General features: G+C 31.5%; 20 protein-coding genes. 11 read left to right on the top strand and 9 right to left on the bottom strand.

What is annotated here, in order from left to right; genetic code table 11:
• Nucleotides 1-22 precede the first annotated feature (22 nt).
• On the top strand, nt 23-1,420 hold the full coding sequence (pdxR, locus tag COE53_RS07800) for a MocR-like pyridoxine biosynthesis transcription factor PdxR (protein WP_098947671.1): 1,398 nt from the start codon (nt 23-25) through the stop codon (nt 1,418-1,420).
• A 173-nt stretch (nt 1,421-1,593) separates the two neighbouring features.
• Here the strand turns inward: pdxR and COE53_RS07805 are convergent, their stop codons facing one another.
• The 4 genes from COE53_RS07805 to COE53_RS07820 form a co-directional block, all read right to left on the bottom strand.
• Nucleotides 1,594-2,688: a Ger(x)C family spore germination protein gene (locus COE53_RS07805; RefSeq protein WP_098947673.1), complete on the bottom strand. Its 1,095-nt coding sequence runs from the start codon at nt 2,686-2,688 to the stop codon at nt 1,594-1,596.
• Nucleotides 2,685-3,791: a GerAB/ArcD/ProY family transporter gene (locus COE53_RS07810; protein ID WP_091023973.1), complete on the bottom strand. Its 1,107-nt coding sequence runs from the start codon at nt 3,789-3,791 to the stop codon at nt 2,685-2,687. The genes COE53_RS07805 and COE53_RS07810 overlap by 4 nt, the downstream gene beginning before the upstream one ends.
• Nucleotides 3,788-5,248, bottom strand: coding sequence for a spore germination protein (locus tag COE53_RS07815; protein WP_180242400.1), 1,461 nt, complete (start codon nt 5,246-5,248; stop codon nt 3,788-3,790). The genes COE53_RS07810 and COE53_RS07815 overlap by 4 nt, the downstream gene beginning before the upstream one ends.
• A 143-nt stretch (nt 5,249-5,391) precedes the next feature.
• The gene (locus COE53_RS07820; RefSeq protein WP_069033154.1) at nt 5,392-7,092 is read right to left on the bottom strand and encodes a M4 family metallopeptidase; all 1,701 of its coding nucleotides are present in this window, start codon (nt 7,090-7,092) and stop codon (nt 5,392-5,394) included.
• Nucleotides 7,093-7,338: 246 nt separating this feature from the next.
• Here COE53_RS07820 and COE53_RS07825 point away from each other — a divergent pair, with 246 nt between their 5' ends.
• The 4 genes from COE53_RS07825 to COE53_RS07840 all read left to right on the top strand — a co-directional run bounded on the left by COE53_RS07825 (nt 7,339) and on the right by COE53_RS07840 (nt 10,716).
• Complete coding sequence (locus COE53_RS07825; RefSeq protein WP_098947677.1) at nt 7,339-7,926, top strand: DUF4047 domain-containing protein; 588 nt, start codon at nt 7,339-7,341, stop codon at nt 7,924-7,926.
• Between the two features lie 48 nt (nt 7,927-7,974).
• On the top strand, nt 7,975-8,517 hold the full coding sequence (sipW, locus tag COE53_RS07830; protein ID WP_069033156.1) for a signal peptidase I SipW: 543 nt from the start codon (nt 7,975-7,977) through the stop codon (nt 8,515-8,517).
• 85 nt (nt 8,518-8,602) lie between these two features.
• Nucleotides 8,603-9,214 carry a TasA family protein gene (locus COE53_RS07835; RefSeq protein WP_091023968.1) on the top strand — a complete coding sequence of 204 codons (612 nt, stop codon included), beginning with the start codon at nt 8,603-8,605 and terminating at the stop codon, nt 9,212-9,214.
• Between the two features lie 254 nt (nt 9,215-9,468).
• A complete protein-coding gene (locus COE53_RS07840; RefSeq protein WP_091023966.1) occupies nt 9,469-10,716 on the top strand; it encodes a helix-turn-helix domain-containing protein in 1,248 nt (415 codons plus the stop codon).
• A 142-nt stretch (nt 10,717-10,858) separates the two neighbouring features.
• Here COE53_RS07840 and COE53_RS07845 read toward each other — a convergent pair whose 3' ends face one another.
• On the bottom strand, nt 10,859-11,572 hold the full coding sequence (locus COE53_RS07845) for a DUF421 domain-containing protein (protein ID WP_091023964.1): 714 nt from the start codon (nt 11,570-11,572) through the stop codon (nt 10,859-10,861).
• A 345-nt stretch (nt 11,573-11,917) separates the two neighbouring features.
• On the opposite strand from COE53_RS07845, the gene COE53_RS07850 reads away from it, so the two are divergent.
• Entirely contained in the window at nt 11,918-12,721 is an 804-nt protein-coding gene (locus tag COE53_RS07850) for a putative protein N(5)-glutamine methyltransferase (protein ID WP_217648353.1), read from the top strand.
• A 68-nt stretch (nt 12,722-12,789) separates the two neighbouring features.
• On the opposite strand, the gene COE53_RS07855 is transcribed toward COE53_RS07850, so the two are convergent.
• From COE53_RS07855 to COE53_RS07865, 3 genes are all read right to left on the bottom strand, one after another.
• Nucleotides 12,790-12,924, bottom strand: a complete 135-nt coding sequence (locus COE53_RS07855) for a hypothetical protein (RefSeq protein WP_056467807.1) — start codon at nt 12,922-12,924, stop codon at nt 12,790-12,792.
• Nucleotides 12,925-12,991: 67 nt separating this feature from the next.
• Nucleotides 12,992-13,657, bottom strand: coding sequence for a YczE/YyaS/YitT family protein (locus COE53_RS07860; RefSeq protein ID WP_091023962.1), 666 nt, complete (start codon nt 13,655-13,657; stop codon nt 12,992-12,994).
• Nucleotides 13,654-14,091: a GNAT family N-acetyltransferase gene (locus COE53_RS07865; RefSeq protein WP_091023961.1), complete on the bottom strand. Its 438-nt coding sequence runs from the start codon at nt 14,089-14,091 to the stop codon at nt 13,654-13,656. The genes COE53_RS07860 and COE53_RS07865 overlap by 4 nt, the downstream gene beginning before the upstream one ends.
• Before the next feature lie 122 nt (nt 14,092-14,213).
• Between COE53_RS07865 and COE53_RS07870 the strand changes: the two genes are divergently transcribed.
• The 3 genes from COE53_RS07870 (at nt 14,214) to COE53_RS23900 (ending at nt 15,747) form a co-directional block, all read left to right on the top strand.
• Nucleotides 14,214-14,666 (top strand): MarR family winged helix-turn-helix transcriptional regulator, encoded by a 453-nt coding sequence (locus COE53_RS07870; protein WP_091023959.1) that lies wholly within the window; start codon nt 14,214-14,216, stop codon nt 14,664-14,666.
• Nucleotides 14,667-14,692: 26 nt separating this feature from the next.
• Nucleotides 14,693-15,211 carry a spermidine/spermine N(1)-acetyltransferase gene (gene paiA / locus COE53_RS07875; protein WP_098947679.1) on the top strand — a complete coding sequence of 173 codons (519 nt, stop codon included), beginning with the start codon at nt 14,693-14,695 and terminating at the stop codon, nt 15,209-15,211.
• Between the two features lie 233 nt (nt 15,212-15,444).
• The gene (locus tag COE53_RS23900) at nt 15,445-15,747 is read left to right on the top strand and encodes a transposase (protein ID WP_098947681.1); all 303 of its coding nucleotides are present in this window, start codon (nt 15,445-15,447) and stop codon (nt 15,745-15,747) included.
• A 68-nt stretch (nt 15,748-15,815) separates the two neighbouring features.
• Here the strand turns inward: COE53_RS23900 and COE53_RS07885 are convergent, their stop codons facing one another.
• A complete protein-coding gene (locus COE53_RS07885; protein WP_098947683.1) occupies nt 15,816-18,056 on the bottom strand; it encodes an MMPL family transporter in 2,241 nt (746 codons plus the stop codon).
• A gap of 117 nt (nt 18,057-18,173) precedes the next feature.
• Here COE53_RS07885 and COE53_RS07890 point away from each other — a divergent pair, with 117 nt between their 5' ends.
• Together COE53_RS07890 and COE53_RS07895 are read left to right on the top strand one after the other, a co-directional pair.
• Nucleotides 18,174-18,797, top strand: a complete 624-nt coding sequence (locus tag COE53_RS07890) for a TetR/AcrR family transcriptional regulator (RefSeq protein ID WP_098947685.1) — start codon at nt 18,174-18,176, stop codon at nt 18,795-18,797.
• A gap of 337 nt (nt 18,798-19,134) precedes the next feature.
• Complete coding sequence (locus COE53_RS07895) at nt 19,135-19,674, top strand: DUF2179 domain-containing protein (RefSeq protein ID WP_069033167.1); 540 nt, start codon at nt 19,135-19,137, stop codon at nt 19,672-19,674.
• The last annotated feature ends 16 nt before the right edge of the window (nt 19,675-19,690 follow it).

Below are 19,690 nucleotides of genomic sequence, written 5' to 3' on the forward strand. Positions count from 1 at the left end.
TTTTATGAAGGGGTCAGATTACATGTTAGAGTTAACACCAAATTTAAATATTGAGTCAAAAATGCCGTTGTATGTACAGTTATATGGGTATATAAAAGAAGAAATAAGACGTGGAAAAATACCTCCTATGACGAAGCTACCAGCAAAAAGAAAGTTAGCAATGTATTTAGAAGTAAGTAAAAATACAGTTGAATCGGCATATGAACAACTTCTGGCAGAAGGATATATTGAATCCGTTTCACGTAAGGGCTATTTTGTATGTGAAATTGAGCAAATAATGCTTACTGATAAAAATAGAGAATTTGTTAAAGAAGTATCATACGGAGAACAGATTTATAAATACGATTTTATACAAACGGGTGTAGATCCTAAGTCATTTCCATTCGCTGTCTATCGGAAAATCTCAAATGAGGTATGGCAGCAAGAAAATAAGGATCTTCTATTTCTTGGTCATCCTCAAGGTGAATCGAACTTGCGTGAAGAGATTGCGAAATATTTATATGAATCAAGAGGTGTTAGATGTTCATCGAGTCAAATTGTAATAGGAGCTGGAACCCAATTTTTAATAAGAATATTGTTTCAATTACTAAAGGGAAAGCATTTTGCAGTTGAAAATCCAGGGTATCATCGAAAATTGGTTGTTTTTGAGAAGGGAGAAGAAAATGTTCAAATGATTCCACTTGATGAGGATGGGATCTCTATTGCAGCTTTAGAAGCTAGCAATGCGGAAGTTATTTTCGTTACACCGTCTCACCAATTTCCTTGTGGAATGATTATGCCAATTAAAAGAAGAGGACAACTATTACAATGGGCACAAGAGGAGTATGGACGTTATATTATTGAAGATGATTATGACAGTGAATTTCGTTATTCTGGAAAGCCGATTCCAGCATTACAGGGGCTTGACATAGAGGGAAACGTAATTTACATGGGAACATTTTCAAAAGCTTTACTCCCATCATTACGAATGAGTTATATGGTGTTGCCAAAACAGCTAATTAAATTGTATCAATCACAATATTTATTTTATACACAAAGTGTTTCGAGAATTGATCAAGAAATCATTAGAAGATTTTTAAACGAAGGACATTGGGAAAAACATATTCATAAAATGCGAGTTGTATACAGAAAAAAGAGAGATGTTCTTGTTTCGGCGATAGAAAGGTACTTTTCTAATAAAGTGGAAGTGATAGGAGAAGATTCTGGCTTACATATTTTATTAAAGGTTCATAATGGAATGTTAGAAGAAGAGTTAATTACAAGGGCGGCTGAAAATAGTATTAAAGTATATCCAGTTTCAATGTATTATAGCGAAGGGAATCATCCAAAAAATACAGTTTTACTTGGATTTGCTATTTTATCAGAGGCAGAGATTGAAAAGGCTATTCGATTGCTATATCATTCATGGTTCAAAATATAACATGATCGAAAAAAATAGTTCTCAAGAGCATGAGAGTCAGTGAAATAATCGCTGAACATGAGAATAAAATGAAGTACCAATAGAACAAGCAAAACAAAAAAAGCCCGTTAATGGGCTTTCCTGATTATGCCATGTAAATAAAATGATTGCTAAACTTTACTTGTTTTAACCGATCATAAAATAATCCCACTTGTATACATAATTACCTTTGTACTGATCTCAAAGGGAACTTTTGAATAATCTTTTTCCCAATTTAATTTATTCCATGTATTTGTATGGTAGGCCATTAAATATCTGCCAATCCCTAATGCATCACAATTAGCGTCTTGAAGAATGCTAACTACTTCTTTTAACTCCTTTTCGATATTTTCAGCAATTTTGTTTTCTATTTCCTTTTTTTTAATATTACTAGCTAAATCTTCGCCAGTAAATTCGGTTAAATCAATCTTTATTTTTAAGTCGATCTTTACTTTAGGTTGCTTTTCATTTTTGATTTGTAGGTTTCTTTTTATACTTTTTACTTTAAAAGAGATAACTTCATTGTTACTACCCAATTGTTCAGACAAACTCATTGTATGATTTTTTTTGTCTTGCATTAGTAACAATAATTTTGATTGTTTATTATTTAATATTTTTCCAGTAAATTGATTGTTTTCTAAAAGTGCTACACCTTTAATTTTTATTGTTTCATCATCAGTTTTTTCTAAAAAAGGGAGGACTATATCAGTGCCTGGATCATCCATTTTTTTATAAATGGTCTCTTGTGTCTCTTTTGGAATAACAGATATATTTTCACCAGCTTCTAGCATTTCTGAAAGGGACTCACTAATAAAGATATCTTTGTAAGTTTTCATTTCAATAATACTAGAAGCTTGTCCTTTTACGATTGCTACTCGTGAAGTTAGAGGACTTCTAATAAATCGGAAAAAGTTATCAAAATAAGGATACAAATTATTTTTTGCAATATTTTCCCCTAAAAGCATCACTAGTAATTTGTTGGCAGAAAAACTACCAGGAATTTGGTAATCAATATTGTTTCGTACATCTCTTACAGAAGCACCTTGATCATTAATAATATAATTAGTGGCTTCGGTTTGGTCACCCTTTGAAATATTTGTTCTTACGCTTGCAGTTGCCTTAATACTGTCGTTAGTAAGTTGGTCAAATGCAATACTTAGTACAAGTGCAGAGTCTTTCAAGGAGTGCTGATCCCAACAACCCGTTAAAAAGAAGATTAATAAAAAAGTAATGTAATGATTTTTTTTCATGACACGTTAACTTCCTTACTTTTAAGCTTAAAGAGAAGGGAAATACATAAAATCAACAATGGAATCAAAACGATAAAAATAAAGCTAGAAATAGATAAAATTTTTAATAATATATCTATAAATCCTTTTGAAGTTGGTACGAAATTACCTACTAAAAAGATAAGAAAGCAAATTGTAAGAGTAGAATAGATTCTATTTTTTCTAATTAAATTCGAGATTCCGATATTAGCCAAACTTAAATAAGATACATAGGAAGAGGCAATTATGACAAACCAAACTGAAAGAAATAGTAAATCTAGTCGCTCTAGTTCTTTAAAAAATGTTAAGGTTTTAAATAAATAAATTGTCGGTTCTGGAATTAAACGCATTTCCTTTTTACTAAAGAATATGAAGCATAAAACGACAGTAAATAGATTGATCATTGTAATAAATAATGTAGAAAAAACAGTACTTTTTATTGTTTTCCTATGAGCGCTATTTACAAATGGGTAGAGAACTAAAAGGCCCTCAAAACCATGTAAGAAAACATAAGACTTATAGCTTCCTTTTACTATTTGAGAAAAATTAGCTTGAGTAACCGGGAGTAAAAATTTCCATTCTACTTGTTGAAATGCTTCAACACTAAAAATAAAAATGATTAAAATTGTCCAAAAAGATAACTGGAAAAATCGAGTCGTAGTTCGAATATTTTCTTTCCCTAGATAGATTCCAATTATAAATAAAAGAAGTAAAATACTCCAAGATGGTGAGTTTGGAAAAACCCATTTACTAAATATAAATAGATAAAATTGGTTAATTAAATAAGCTATAAAAATAAAATATAAAATATAACTAATTTTCAATATTCCACCAAGCCATTTTCCAAAAAAATACGAACAAATTTCAAAAATTGTTAAATTCGGAAACCGCTTAAGTAAAAATGAATATAGAAATACAGTACAAATCGAATATAGGCAAGAAAGCAATAAGGAAATCCATCCATCATAAGCACTTTCTCGATATAAATGCATTGGTAACGTTAGAATTGCAACGTTTAATTGGGAGATTACCAAATAAAAAAATAATTGAAAGGATGAAATAGTCTCATTTTGCTTAATTATCATTTTTTCCACCCTTTCGTATCTTTTGATTGAATAGTATCAATAGGCTGTGCGTTTGTCGGTCGAGTTTTCATTTTCCAATTAGGTACCCTTATTAAAGCATCCTTTAAATCTTTTAAACGAATCGGTGCAAGAGGTGAAAAATAGGGAGTGCCAAAGGACTCGAGTTTAATTATATGTATAAAAATAAGAGTTAAACCGAATATAATACCTACAAATCCATAAATTGATGCCAAAATAATCATTGGAAAACTTAATAACCGAAGTGAAAAACTCATTTCATGAACAGGAACAATAAATGACGCAACTGCTGTAATGGCGAGGACGACTATCATTGTATTCGATACTAAATTTGCCTCTACGATAGCTGTTCCAATCACAAGTCCTCCGACAATTCCGATTGTTTGAGCAATTGGACTTGGAAGTCGAATAGATGCTTCTCTTAATAATTCCAATATTAATTGCATAATGATGGCTTCGACAAACGGAGAAAATGGTACAAATTCGATACTGTTTTGAATAGTAGTAACTAATTCATATGGGAGAATTTCATAGCTAAATGAAACAATAGATATGTATACTGCAGGTAAAGTTATACATAGAAAAAAACTAAATAGCCTAATAATCCTTAAAAAAGTCCCTATTAAAACTCTTCCATTATAGTCATCAGGAGTTTGGAAAAAAGTAAAAAAAGAAGCTGGCATAATTGAAACCGTTGGACTTCCTTCAACTATTACGCAAATTTTCCCGTCAAATAAATTAGAAATAACTCGGTCAGGACGCTCCGTTTCTAGAATTTGTGGAAATGGTGAAAGTGAACTATCCTCAATAAATTCTTCTAACTTACCAGTTGTTAAGTTATTTTCAAGTTGAATCAAGTTAATACGGAATTTAACAATTTCTAGAATATCTTTATTTACGATATTATCTAAATATAAAATTCCAACATTTGTACTAGGACTACCAATTGGTAAAACTTCTATTTTAAAATCTGAGCTTCTAATTCTACTTCTTAGAAAATTTATATTTTTGTTAAGGCTCTCAACAAAACCGTCATGAGAACCTGAAACAACTTTTTCATTTGTAGGCTCACTTGTCGATCTTACTTCGAATAAAACAGTATCTATGATAAAAGCTTCATTTGAACTATCCACTAACAATACTGTATTTCCATTCGTAAGAGCCTCTTGTATTTCGTTCAAACAATTAGTTGTCGAAATAGTTGAAACAGGTAGATCGGTCATGATATTGCCTTGCTTAATATTTAAAAGTACTTTAATAATTTTTTCGTTAATAATATCTTTGTTCGAGATTGTATCAATAAAAGCAATACATAGTGGTTTATTATTGAATGTGATTTTTCTAGTTTTGAAATCAAAAACATTTGAAAACTCATCTTTTAATTTTTCTAAATTACTAGTAATGTCCTTAGAAATTGTAATTGTTGGTTGGGTTTTCAATAATATTCCACCTCCTGTTGGATATTATTTGTAAAATTGATAAACATATTCACTGATCAATTTATGTAACTATGAACAATTAATAAATGAACGATAATAACAAAAAGAAAACCATGAACAACAGTTCATGGTTTTTCCGACTATTAGTTTACACCTACAGAAGTATATGCATCCATAACCGCTTGGGTTTCTGCTGAAGGCAAGCCATTTTTATCTGGATATAAGTCGCGAGCAGACTGAATTGCAGCTTCTCTCATTTCTTTAAATCCAGAAGAAGGAGTTAGGTAAAGAGTTATTGCACGGTAGTAAATTTTTTCTGCTTTCGTTCTACCCATCCCTTTAATTGTAATACCATTATTTGTGCCACCTTGAGTTAATAAGTAAGCTGCTTTATTATTGATACCACTGTTTATGTGTACTCCTCCATTATCCTCAGTACCTAAATAGCGATCCTGGTATGTATCAGGATAGTGACCTGAAGCCATATATCTTGTAGCTTTTGAAGCTGGATCGCTCATTGAACGAAGCCCACCGTCACCAGGAATGTTCGGTGTTGTGATATCTTCTCCAAGTTCCCATTCAGTAACTCCTGTAGTATACATTTGAGCAAAGTTACCCATGACATCTGCTAGGGATTCATTAATAGCTCCAGATTCGTTCTTATAAATTAAGTCGGCTGAGTGTTCAATTACGCCGTGAGTCATTTCATGGCCAGCTACATCTAAACCACCAGCCAGTGAACTAAATTTTATACCATCTCCATCACCATATACCATTTGTCTCCCATTCCATGCAGCGTTATTCCATTTTACTCCAACATGGACTGTGTTAATTAATGTCATTCCGTTATTATCTAAACTATTACGTTTATGAATATATTGATAGTATTTGTTCACTTTATCTGAATTGTATACAGCAGATACTGCAGCAGGATTAGTGAATGTATTAGTTGGACTATTCGTCGATATTTCATAACCTGTAAATCCAAAAATGCCACCAAGTTGGAAAACGACTTCATCCATACGACGAGCGTCGAAAGTAGTAATTGGTACAATTTTAGAATTGTAAACTGAAGCACCATATAAATAGCTTGTACCGGTTGAAGGATCTTTAACGGCAGTAAAAGATTGCATGTTTCCATGTAGGTCTAACCCTCTGCCAGTTACTGGAGTAAGAGTTGTTGCATCAATTTCATCTAGTGCATCGTACTGATCAATTACTTCTCCACTAATCGCATCTATAAAGTAGTGGAAGTAACCTGGTGCAGGTACTGAAGTAGATGCTTTTACTAAATAAGTTAAATAATATTTCCCTTTATAAGGGTAAATCATTAATTGAGAGTCAATTCCATCATAATTTTTAACTTCACCAATTTGTGATTGAATGTCTTCTTTAGCGGTTGAAATTGCATCCTCTTCAGAAATAGATGCCTCAGTAGGAATAAGAGTTCGAGATAGATTCTGAGTTACTTTACCGATCGAGGCGTACACATTATTATCTGCATCTAAAGCAACTGTTTGACCAGAACCATAAATTGGAATTCCTTTGTATTGCTCGACCGTACGTACATGATAAGTGCCAGTTGAAGGATCAGTTTGTTCACTTACAATTTTAAATTGCTCTCCAATATTAGCTAACTTTGTGAGCTGATTTTCTACTTTTGAATTAAGGTAGTTTTTTACAATTTCATCCTTATTCACTACTTCAGAAACAGTTGCTGCGCTAGCGGCGCTACCCCCAAATGTTGTTACAGTTGGTAATACTCCTCCTAACACAACTGACAATGATAACACCGCAGGAATAGCAATCTTTTTATTCCTAAACTTCAAATCTTTCTTTTTCAATTAACCCACCTCTTTGATAGAATTTTGTAACAATTACAATTATTGTGAAAAAACGAGGCGAAATCAATGCATTTTTCACAATTTCATTTCTGGATAATTTTTATGTGGTTTATTAATGTTTCTTCCGAAATCGACAAATTCTAACAAAATTCTTGGTGGTTTTTCGTCGAAATTATCCTAATTTTAATTTTCTGATAATTATGTATAATGAAAATCAATTACTGAAATTAACAAAGGGGAAAGTGCATGAGGAGTACAAGTCAAAAAAGCATTTTATTTTCGAGTCTAATTTGTATTTCTTTTTATACGGGAATTCAATTTGTAGGTGAAACTGATGCATCATTTTCTAGCCAAGCTTCATCAGCTCCAGTCAATCTATCAACAGCAATTGTTTTTCCCTCAAATGTAAAGAAATTAGAAGATGAGGCACAGAATATTGCAGATACGATAAATAAAGAATATAAAACAATTTTCCTTTCGCCTTCAAATGTTACATTACTGGAGTTACGTGAAAGACTTGGCAAAATTAATGAAATTGAACGGGAGATAAATGTTCAATTAGGTGATTTAGAAAGTATAAAAAAGGAACTATCTACTACTAAATTAAAAATAAAAAATCAAAAAGGAGTAGACAAACAGACTTTTGCTTTTGTGGGGGAAGGGGATCAAAAGGTATCTAGTATTCTGAAAGAAGTGCATTCTATGATTGATTTTCAACAAATTGAAGCTGTTCGATCTTCAATTTCTAATCAGATAAACAACATAGAAGAAAAAGCTAAGCTAAATTATGTAGAAAATCATTCTAAGACAAACTCTGATGATAATAATGACTAGATATTTAGCATCTATGAATAATGAAATTTTAGTGAAGGGGAAAAAAATATGAAAAAATTAGTAATTATTTCGATTAATTTAATTAAACTAATTGGTTTAGTTATTTTATGTATTATGGCGTTTATCGTTCTTTCATCTAAAATAACCGGACAAGAGCCTACAATTAAGGGATATCAATTAAAAACAGTATTATCGGGTTCAATGGAACCTATTTTTCAAACAGGTTCGATCATACAAATAAAACTAGAGCCTAACAATTATGCCTATCAAAAGGGTGATATTATTACGTTTCATACAAAAGATAGATTAGTAACCCATAGAATTCTTGAAGTTAAAAACAAGAATGGGGAAATTACATATAAAACGAAGGGTGATAATAATAACGGCCCGGATTTATGGATAATTTCACAACGAGATGTCATTGGAAAATACACTGGTATTACGATTCCATACTTAGGCTATGTTATGAACTATGCCAATTCAAAAATCGGATCAGCGCTGTTATTAATAATTCCAGGTATATTACTTATTATTTCAGCTTTATACTCCATTATTGGTGCAAAAAAAGAGTTAGAAATTTTACAAGGTTAATCGTATTGGTTAGATCTCCTATGTATTAAATAGGACATACATAGGAGTTTAATATATTTTATTTTTATCCAAGGGGGAATTAAGAATGAGTTTTACGAAGAAGGTAAGTCAAGGAGTAATGAGTGCTGCGTTAGGTTTATCATTAGTTGGAGGAGGAACATTTGCTTATTTTAGTGATTCGGTAGAAACACAGAATACATTTGCTGCAGGTACATTAGATTTAGGGATGAATCCTAGTACGGTTGTTAATATTAGTAACATTAAACCAGGTGATGAGGTTTATCGCGAATTTACACTCGAGAACAATGGTACATTAGACATTAGTAAGGTACTACTAGAAACAAAATATACAGTGGAAGATGTTAATTCAAATAATCATGGTGATGATCTAGCAAAACACATTAAAGTCACAATAATGTACAATACAAGTAGTGCAACTAATCCAATTGTTGAAACAACCTTATATGATTTACAAACTCAACAACCCGATGTTACTCAAATTGATACACTATCAGGTCCTAAACCAGATGGTATTATTGCGGGGGACAAAGAAAAAATCTTTGTATTATTTGAATTTGTAGATAATGGACAAGACCAAAATCATTTTCAAGGGGATAGCCTAAAAGTAAATTGGACTTTTAATGCACAACAAGGTAATTCAACGTATTATGATGATACAGATGAAAATAATAATTAATCTATATCTGATTATAAGTGACAATTAAATAGATATTAAAACACCTCTAAATAATTGCTGAAAAAGTGTAGTGAATTATTAGATGTGTTTTTTTATTTTATCTGAAAAAGCCTAATAGATTAGTTAAATATTTTCTTTTGATATCCAATTTTTCTATTTGCAAATTAAAAAAGTTAATTTAAAATAATTGTTATTAATTATTGAAAATTCAATTAAATTAAAAAATGAATAGGAAAATTAAAGGGAGAAATAAAATGATAGAGGGTCAAATCATAAGATATTATCGACAAAAACTTGGGTTAACACTTGAACAACTAGGCAAGGGAATATGTACTCTCGCATATCTCAGTAAAATTGAACTCGGTCAAACAATCTATTCCTCGGAAATCGTTGAATTACTGTCAAATCGTTTAAATATTGATATTAATAATGAAGTGAATCTCTTTAAGAATACAAAAGATTCACTAAATCGATGGCAAAAGGCCATTTTTATGCAAAATATGAAAGAGGTTGAAGAGTTAAAAGAGGAATTGGAAAAAAAACCGTATTTACACTCCACTGAGTTTGCACCATTTTATCAGTTATTAAGGGCAAAGTATTACATTTTAAAGAAAGAATATGAAAAGTCTTATACAATTTTGAGAAGTGTTGAAAAGGAATTTCCAGTTCTTCCTCAATATGAAAAGAATTTACAATTGCACGTATGGGGGATATACTATACCTCGATTTATGATACGTCAAATTCAAATAATAAAAATTTAGCTTTAAATATTTTGAAGAAAATTAATATGGATGAGTATAAAACTCCAGAATATTATTATAATTTGGCTGAAGCATATCATTTAGTTCAAAATAAAATGATGGCATATGTATATGCTGAAAAAGCTTTAGTACATTTCAAAGAAATGAATAATCTTGTCATGATGCTTGAAGCAGAGGCTCTAATGCTTGCACAAATTCAGAATGATCAACATGCCGATTTTGAAAAGATTGTAGAATCTTATAAAAGTCTGATTCACTTATGCGATTTACTACATGAACCTGATAAAAAGGTTAGTCTTCTAGGCAACTTATCAAATTTGTTCTATAGTAGAAAAGATTATATTCGCGCTCAGGAAATAGTACAAGATGCATTGGAAATCGTTGATAAGAAGTCTATACGATACGTTAGGCAACTTCGTAATTATTTAGTAATCTGTTTGGAAGGTAATCTAATGAAGAAAACAGAAATGTTAAAAATAGCCCAACATGGGTTATTAACAGCAAAAAAGTTGGACAATCTTCTACTTCAAAAAGCATTTAAAATGCTTATCTATCGAATTGAAGAAAATATTGAACAATACTACAAATACATAGAACTGGATGCTCTACCATACTTTCAGTCGATGAAGTATTCAATGTGGATTAACAAGTATGCTAAAGAATTATATAGTCATTACATAGATACTGAACAATATGAGAAAGTGGCTAAAATGTCAAATATTTTAGTAGAAGTTAATTAGATAGATCGTTGTAGTTAATTTAAATACTGAGTAATATTGATTAATATGTCATAAATAAGGAATAGCATAAATTTCGTAAAATTACGGGTTTATGCTTTTTGTTAATCAATGATTAAAATTTTCCAGATTGATAAAATGATATTTATGACTCAATATCAACAGGGGAATTAATCTGATCCTTATACAAATCAAAATACAGTTGACCATTTGTTCCACGAACACAATATGAAACATCAGATAAATTCAAACCTCGCTGATCAATTTCAGTAATGATCCATTCTTTTGTTAGGTGATTTTGAGTGATGTTTTTATTAATAAATTGACCATCCATAATGATTTCAATAGGGAAGTCTGATTGGGACGGATTAGAAATTCCCATATCTTTTCTAGTTACAAAACGATGTATGGGCTTCTTTAATATAGATAAATGCCCGTCAGGTTCAAAAACAGCGAATTCCACCTCATCTATATCAAATATATCTCTCCTTCTTAGTGCTTGATTGAATGAATCCATTGTAACTTTTAATTTTTCGATGTTTTTTTCCAGTATTTTTCCATCTTGTATGACAACAGTAGGTTCTCCGTTAAATATTGCTCTAGCTTTTTTATTTTTTAATGAAACTAAAGTAGCAAGGAATAAAAATGTACTGAAGATTATCAGGGCAGTAATATAGTTTCTGAAGTTTATAGCAGTATTAAACGTCAAGTTGCCTGCAATAGAACCTAATGTAATTGAAGTAATATAATCATGATATGTCATTTTTGATATAGTTTGTTTTCCAAGTAAATGGGTAATACAAATAAGTAAAACAAATGCTGTAAGAGTTCGAATTATGACTTCAACGGTTCCAATCATTACTTTCACCTTTAAGTTTTTAACTATATTTTTACATAAAAGCTATAGATAATACGTAAAAGATTTTTCAATAAAATATTAAACAAGTTTTATTAATGATTTTGTAGGTCCTGAATTCATGAGATTTTGAGCTTTTTAATTAAATAGATATTCTATTTCTTCAACATAATCAACATAATCTATATAATGCCCAACTGGGGGTTTTTCAACATCTCCTTTAAGGGGTGCAGTCTAGTTAGTCTGATTTTTGTTTAGTTCTCCGTATTAGCAGTTAAATTGAAGAAGGTATTTTTTTACTTTTAACGAACTCCCAATTATAAACAGTATAAAGATTGGGTGATATATATATTAAAGCAAAATGATACTTATTGTAGTGATCAAATTAAGAATAGTATAATCAAGCAACTCCGGAAAGCTGGTTGCGTTTTTGCTGAAGAAGAGGCTCAGCTTCTCATTTCTGGAGCTGGTACTTTGGAAGAGCTTTTAACAATGGTAAATCATCGAGTAACTGGCTCACCGTTAGAATACATCCTTGGATGGGCGGAGTTTTATGGCAATAGGATTGCAGTAGTCCCAGGTGTGTTCGTTCCTCGCCGTCGGACAGAATTTCTTGCTCAAAAGGCGATTGACTTATCTGTGCCCGGTATCAAAGTGGTTGATCTTTGTTGTGGTTCTGGTGCAGTAAGTGTAGCGATTTCCAAGGCAGTGGATTTGATTTCGTTATATGCGGTCGATATTGATCCTATTGCAGTCCAGTGTGCCAAATGCAATGTTTCTAAACTTGGTGGTCTTGTATATGAAGGCGATCTTTATAATCCATTGCCACCTCAATTAATCGGCAATGTTGATATTATTGTGGCGAATGCACCATATGTTCCAACTGAGGCAATAAAGTCTCTCCCTCAGGAGGCACGGCTTTATGAGCCAAAAGTGGCACTTGATGGTGGTAAGGATGGAAATGATATTCATCGAAAAGTGGCAGAAAATGCGTCTTTCTGGTTAGCTTCAGGCGGGCATTTATTAATAGAGACGAGTAAAATTCAGGCTCCTAAAACAGTTGAAATTTTTAATCAATATGGATTAATAGCCAGGTTAATCTACAATAATGAATTGGACGCCACAGTCGTAATTGGTACAAAACCGCTATGATAGAATTAATAAAAAAACAACCAGTGTAGTCCTTTATGGGTTACTCTGGTTGTTTTTAGTAGCAAAACTTATTTTTTATTAGACTTTTTTGCTAAATTCTGTAGTTCACTTTGAGGCTCAGTTGAAAATTCAACGTCTTTTCCGTATCCTTGTGGATTAACACTTGGAGCTTTTTGTCCTCTTCCAGATGATTTTTTACTCATGTGCTTCACCTCCAAGGATAGTGTATCCGAAGAAAGTAGATTTATGAGTAAAAGTAATCAGTACATTTTATATAGAAAGATTTTTCTCTTTTTCAAAGCTGGAAGATGTACTAGAGTCAGATAAGACGTGGTTTAAAAATTTTTCTGTAATTGGCATAAAATAATTAAGTATTAACCCACCAAAACAAACAGTTAGTATTGTTCCAATGCCGATTGGTCCATTTGAAATTAATGCTGCTATTAAGAAAATAAGATAAATGACTGTTTTCGAAAAAAAGATATTTGTTCTAGTTAATTCCTGTAGGATTAATGTTAATCGATCCACTGGAATTGGTGCAAAGTTTGTGTGTAAATAGGTTGCTGTTCCGAGTCCTGAAATAACTAATCCGAGACTATAACAAGCTATTTTACTGTACCAAAATTCAGGTGTTATGAAATTGTGTAATAAAAAAAGCCACAGATCAATACCAATACCAGTTATAAAGGCAGTTACTAATCCTAAAAATTCTGGTCTTTGTCTTTTTAATAAAGAATTTAAACATAGTAATAATAAAGCAATGATTATTTCCCAACTTCCGACAGTTAGTCCCATATTTTGGGATAACCCCACTAGAAGCGCATCAAAAGGTGAAGTTCCAAGGTTAGATTGTATATTGATTGATATTCCCAAGGTTAATATTAAAATTCCTAATACGTAAAAGACATATTTCCCTTTAATTAATCGCTTTATCATTTAGTTATTTCTTTTAGCATTAGTATATGAGGGATACCGTCTTCTATAAAGACTTCAGAGGAAGTTCGATAACCAAGTTTTTTGTAAAAACCTTCTGCATGTGTTTGGCCATGTAATTTTACTTGCGAAGCCCCTTGTTCTTCCGCAATTTCTTCTAAAGCTTTAATTATGTTTTTGCCAAGTCCATATTTTCGGAAAGACTCCAGGATACAGATTCTTTCTAATTTCCCTACTCCATCAACAAACCTAATTCTTCCTGTCCCGACTGGTTGTTCGTTGTAATGAACTAATATGTGTTGGCAATCTCCATTTATTTTGTCGTATTGGTCAAATTCATCTTCTAGAGGTACACCTTGTTCCTTCACAAATATATCTTTCCTAATTGCAAATGCTACTTTTAGCTCTTCTTCATTCTTTATTTTTTTTGTATTCATCCTGTTTATCAGTCCCCTTTATTTAATTTTTTGTTTTATTGCAAATGCAACAAAAATAAGTTAAATTCAATATATATCATTTTTATTGCATTTACAACAAAATTAATACTAAGGAGTTAATTATGAAGGAAATTCTTCGTGAAATTGGAATGATCGCAAGGGCTCTAGATTCGATTAGTAATATTGAATTTAAAGAGCATGATCTTACAAAAGGGCAGTATTTATATCTAGTACGAATAGCTGAAAATCCAGGAATCATACAAGAAAAATTGGCAGAGATGATAAAAGTAGATCGAACTACAGCAGCGCGTGCTATAAAAAAACTTGAAATGAATGGATTTATTGAAAAGAAAGAGGATAAAGAGAACAAAAAAATAAAAAAACTTTTTGCAACAAAAAAAGGGGAAAGTGTTTATCCATTTATAAAACGAGAAAACGATTATTCTAATATCGTTGCACTAGAAGGATTGTCTGAAATAGAAGTTGAAACCATTTTTAATCTTCTTCAAAAGGTAAGAAAAAATGTAGAAAAAGACTGGGAATTTGTAAAAAAAGGAAACAAGAGAAATTATTGATTAGATAAGAGGAGAGGCGTATTAATATGACGATCAATATAACAAGGTGTAGTTTAAAGGATTCACATATTCTTCAACAAATCGGTTATGAAACGTTTAATGAGACATTTAAGCATCAAAATACACTAGAAAATATGAATGCTTATTTAGAAAGAGCGTTTAATTTAAATCAAATAGAAGAAGAATTGTTAAATCAGTCTTCGCAATTTTTTTTCATTCATTTTAATCAAACCGTCGCTGGCTATTTAAAGGTCAATATAGAAGATGCCCAATCAGAAGAAATGGGTGATGAATCACTTGAAATCGAGAGGATTTATATTAAGAAGGAATTTCAAAAACACGGACTTGGTAAAATTCTGTTTAAGAAAGCCATAGAAATTGCGGGGGAACTTAATAAAAAGAAAATCTGGCTAGGCGTATGGGAAAGAAACGAAAATGCGATCGCATTTTATAAAAAAATGGGATTTGTTCACAATGGGGCACACTCATTTTATATGGGTGACGAAGAACAAATAGACTTTATCATGACTAAAGCACTTGGGTAATATGTTTATTTGATATTGTCCACATTAAAATAATCTCTCAACTAGATTAATGGTAAAGACAAGAAGGAGATACGGTTATCCAAAAAAGCTTGATTAGTCACCAAGCTTTTTTGGTATTTATTTGGTGTGTTTTATAGGGAGAATGAAAAGAACGGTCAATTTGGATAGTTAATATAAATTTGTAAAGAATAAAATTATCATAATTCAATAATAAAATGGAGTAAGTAAACCACTTGAAAACTTTAATATTTTGTTCAATTATTTTTTTTCCTATTATTATGAATGGATTGGCTAGATTTAATCGAATATTTAGGACTATTTTTAATTTGATCGCAATCATTTCTTATGTAGTTTTTGGAGGAATATCAGCAATAGCAATTTATGAGATTATAAAACATGATGTTGTTTTTATGACCAATATTCATGCTGTATTTCTTAATATTTATTTTTTAATTTCTGGCGCTTACTTAGGAATATACGGCCTATATCAATTGATTAATCTGATGATGAAACAGCTTAATCAAGCTACTAAGTAATGTACAAAGATTGTTCTAATAAAAAACATCACAACGCATCATTTCATGCATTGTGATGTTTTTTATCGTTATTTTTCTATTTGCATTTCTAGTTTTGAATCATAATCTTTTTTCGAAAGTTCACCTGGCCAATATGCAAATCTACCTAATACCGTAGTTATTGCTGGAACTAAAAGTGGTCGAACGATGAATGTATCAATTAATACTCCAACACAAGTAACAATACCAAATTGAACTAATACTTGAATAGGTAGTGTCGCTAACACTAGGAATGTACCTGCCAAGATTAATCCAGCAGATGAAATAACAGCCCCGGTTTTTGCGACTCCATTTGAAACTGCTTCTCGATGAGTTTGTTTCTTTTTATTTTTCCAAATTTCGGAAACCATGAATATATTGTAATCTTCACCTAATGCTACTAAAAATACAAAGGAATATAAAGGAATCGAACCTTGTATCGCGCTAGCCCCAAATCCGTAGTGAAGAATAAGCCAACCAGCACCTAATGCTGAAAGATAAGATAATATAACGGTTAGAATTAAGTAAATCATCGCTGTAAAAGAACGTAAGTATGCTAACAGTAATAGTGCAATTAATCCAATCATTACCGGAATAATCACGGATTCATCACGCTCAGTTATATTTTTTGTATCTAAATTTGTTACTGTTTCTCCACCGATCCAGTAATGCTGATCTACTTTTTGTATATCATATTCGTTCAATAGTTTCTTAATTTTCTTTTCTAGTTGAGGTATTCGCTCTAATCCTTTAATAGAATATGGATTATCGACTAAAGAAATTTCATATAATTGTAGTTTTTTATTATCTTTACCTGTAATAGGATCAGACACATCTTTTACGAATGAAAGTGATTCTAATTCTTTTTTCACAGGGAGATTTTTATTTTCTGTATCGATGATCACTTTGACGGGTGCTAATAAACCTGATGAATAATGGTCAGATATTAAATTAAACCCTTCTCTTGAAGGCATATCTTTAGGAAATGATTGAAGTAAATCGTAAGTGTATTGTACTCTGGGTACAAATAGAGCTAGCCCTCCTAAAAGAATGGTAGAGACTAGAATAATTGTCCAAGGTTTATGAGTAACTAATTTTCCTATTTTTTGATTAAATGTTACTTTGATTTTTGATTTTTTAATTGATTTTCCTTTTTTCTCAGCTCTTAATGCTTCCATTTCCTCTGTTCTTGGGATGAAAGGAAAAAATGAAACTCTACCAAAAATAGAAAGTAGGGCAGGTAGGATTGTAATTGCAGCAATACCCATTATTAGGACTGCCAAACTAAATGGCACCGCAAATCGATGGAAAGCACCATATTGAGCTAATAAGAGTGTACCTAATCCAATAACGACCGTTAAAGCACTCATCGAGATGGCTCCACTAGATTCTCTGATTGCGAGCAGAAGTGCTTTATATTTGTTTTCTTCCAAAAGTAAATATTCACGATATCTAGAGATTAAAAATAAACAATAATCAGTACCTGCACCAAATAATAAAACTGTCATAATTGAAACGGCTTGAGAATCCACCGTTATAATGCCTTTATCACCTAAAACACCTAATAATGGATTTACGATTCCATATGCGAACCCAACGACTATTAACGGGACAATTGCCATAATTGGTGAACGATATAGAAGGATTAAGAAAACTAATACAAGTGATACAGTTGATAATAAAAGTTTAACATCGGCTTGTGAAAATAAACTGACAGCGTCTGTTTGTATACCTACTGGGCCAGAAAAACGGACTTTTAGACCAGTTTCTGTTAATTTTCGTTTGACTGGGTCATCACCAGTATTATTTTTAATTTGTTTTTCTAATAAGTTGATATTTTTTTGTAATACTTTATCATCTGCTTTTTTGTCAAATAGAACAGCAGTAATGATTGTTGAACCATCTTCTGAAGAACTTCGTTTAATCGCCTGGATCGGCATTAAATCATATGACGGCGATGTTAATTGATTTTTTAATGGATTATTTCGAAGTTCTTTATAAACAGTTTGAATAACTTTGTAATCGTCCTCATTTAGTCCGTCTTTACGGTTCCAAACGATTAATAAAGGATTTCCAGAATCAGTTGGAAATTCTTTTTTTATTAGCTGATCTGCTTTTTGTGACATTGATTGCTTAGGTAAATTATCTGCTGTATTGTTTTCTACTTCGTTTACAGATGGAAAAGTAAATGATAATACAACCGTTAATAAAACCCACACCAACAATGTTATCCATCTTGTACGTTTACTACTTACAAAGTTGACCCAAGAATGAAAGGGGTGCTGTTTCATATGGAATTCACCTCACGTAAATTTATTAACTTAATTATATATACTAGTCAGTTAATTATTCAAGAACTTTTATTATGCTATAATGAAGGGTAATTAAAAGGTTAGGAGAGAAGCAAATTGGAACAAATTAAACGGCCTCTTGGAAGACCACCGCAGGATTCGAAAAAAAAGCCTACAAAAACAACAATCATTGAAAATGCAATCCAATTGTTCCTTCAAAACGGATATCAATTAGTTTCAATGGATGACGTAGCTAAGAAGTGTGGTGTGACCAAAGCAACGGTTTATTATTATTATCCAACAAAAGCAGATCTCTTTACGGATGCAATGGTTCAAATGATGCTTCGAATAAGTGATCGAATTGCTGAGATTTTATCTACAGATAAATCGTTAAAAGAAAATCTCAACGTTATGGTTAAAGTCCATTTAAGAGCAACTTTTGAAATTGATTTAAAAGCTTTTACGAAAGAAGCGAAAGTCTCCTTATCAGATGAGCAATTACAACAGATGAATAGCGCAGAAGAAATGATGTATAATGTGATCGAAAAAGCTATGACAACGGCAATAGAGAATGGAGAAATACCTAACAGGAATCCAAAATTCTATACCCAATTGTTCTTAGCAATTTTATCGGTTGGAAATTATAGGGATACAGATCAAAATTCAATTTTCTCTACAATAGATGAAATGGCTGAACATATTATAGACTTCTTTTGGAATGGAATAATGGGCAATAAATAAAAGAAGATTTACTTTTTGAGTAGATCTTCTTTTTTGCGTTAAAACATAATCAAAATTGAGATTTTAGATAGTAGGTTCGGTTTATTTTTACAGTAATCTTTTAATGTCCTCAAAGAGAAGCAGGAATTTAACTGAACAAGTTGAATTAAGTACTACAACTGGTAAATAATACAAAAAAAAGTCACATTATTTATGCATTCAGCTTTATTATTAAAAATAATTTTCTACTAGGCTTTCACTTTGATTCCTCAAAAAAAGTTTAAAAGCAAGGCTTAGGATGAAACAATTTAAATACCTAAATCTGCTGTCCAAAAATTTAAACCGTGAGGTGTCTACATTGAAAGATATTTTACTTATTTTATTATTGCAATTGATTTATGTACCTGTTTTAACATTGAGAACTATTTTCCTAGTAAAAGGGTTGAGTGTATCTGCTGCGCTTTTTGGATTTTTGGAAGCAATTATTTATGTATTTGGATTGTCGCTTGTTTTTTCTGGAGACCAAAGTACATTATCAATGATTGTTTATGCAGTCGGCTTTGGAATTGGCATTCTAATTGGAAGTTATGTAGAAAATCGCTTAGCAATCGGATATACGACTTTAGTAGTTAATTTAACGAATAAAAATAAATTGCTAATTAACCGACTTCGTGAGGAAGGATTCGGAGTGACAGTGTTCCAAGGAGAGGGAAGGGACAGCGAGCGTTATCATTTGGATATATTGACAAAACGTAATAGAGAACCTGAACTTATGGATCTTATAGAGCATTATGAACCAAGTGCCTTTATTATCTCATATGAAGCGAGAAGGTTTAAGGGTGGATTTTTACTAAATTCAATGAAGAAAGCAAAACATAAAAAATCGAATATATTATAGACCCTTATATAGTAAA

The organism is Bacillus sp. AFS029533, from assembly GCF_002585125.1.
Taxonomy (GTDB): Bacteria; Bacillota; Bacilli; order Bacillales; family Bacillaceae_G; genus Gottfriedia; species Gottfriedia luciferensis_B.

Coding starts and splice junctions, on each gene's coding strand:
- COE53_RS07860 (WP_091023962.1), bottom strand. CDS start 13,657: ATGATAAAGCGATTAATTAAAGGGAAATATGTCTTTTACGTATTAGGA.
- sipW (WP_069033156.1), top strand. CDS start 7,975: ATGAAAAAATTAGTAATTATTTCGATTAATTTAATTAAACTAATTGGT.
- COE53_RS07870 (WP_091023959.1), top strand. CDS start 14,214: ATGAAGGAAATTCTTCGTGAAATTGGAATGATCGCAAGGGCTCTAGAT.
- paiA (WP_098947679.1), top strand. CDS start 14,693: ATGACGATCAATATAACAAGGTGTAGTTTAAAGGATTCACATATTCTT.
- COE53_RS07885 (WP_098947683.1), bottom strand. CDS start 18,056: ATGAAACAGCACCCCTTTCATTCTTGGGTCAACTTTGTAAGTAGTAAA.
- COE53_RS07840 (WP_091023966.1), top strand. CDS start 9,469: ATGATAGAGGGTCAAATCATAAGATATTATCGACAAAAACTTGGGTTA.
- COE53_RS07805 (WP_098947673.1), bottom strand. CDS start 2,688: ATGAAAAAAAATCATTACATTACTTTTTTATTAATCTTCTTTTTAACG.
- COE53_RS07810 (WP_091023973.1), bottom strand. CDS start 3,791: ATGATAATTAAGCAAAATGAGACTATTTCATCCTTTCAATTATTTTTT.
- COE53_RS07845 (WP_091023964.1), bottom strand. CDS start 11,572: ATGATTGGAACCGTTGAAGTCATAATTCGAACTCTTACAGCATTTGTT.
- COE53_RS07865 (WP_091023961.1), bottom strand. CDS start 14,091: ATGAATACAAAAAAAATAAAGAATGAAGAAGAGCTAAAAGTAGCATTT.
- pdxR (WP_098947671.1), top strand. CDS start 23: ATGTTAGAGTTAACACCAAATTTAAATATTGAGTCAAAAATGCCGTTG.
- COE53_RS07825 (WP_098947677.1), top strand. CDS start 7,339: ATGAGGAGTACAAGTCAAAAAAGCATTTTATTTTCGAGTCTAATTTGT.
- COE53_RS07835 (WP_091023968.1), top strand. CDS start 8,603: ATGAGTTTTACGAAGAAGGTAAGTCAAGGAGTAATGAGTGCTGCGTTA.
- COE53_RS07855 (WP_056467807.1), bottom strand. CDS start 12,924: ATGAGTAAAAAATCATCTGGAAGAGGACAAAAAGCTCCAAGTGTTAAT.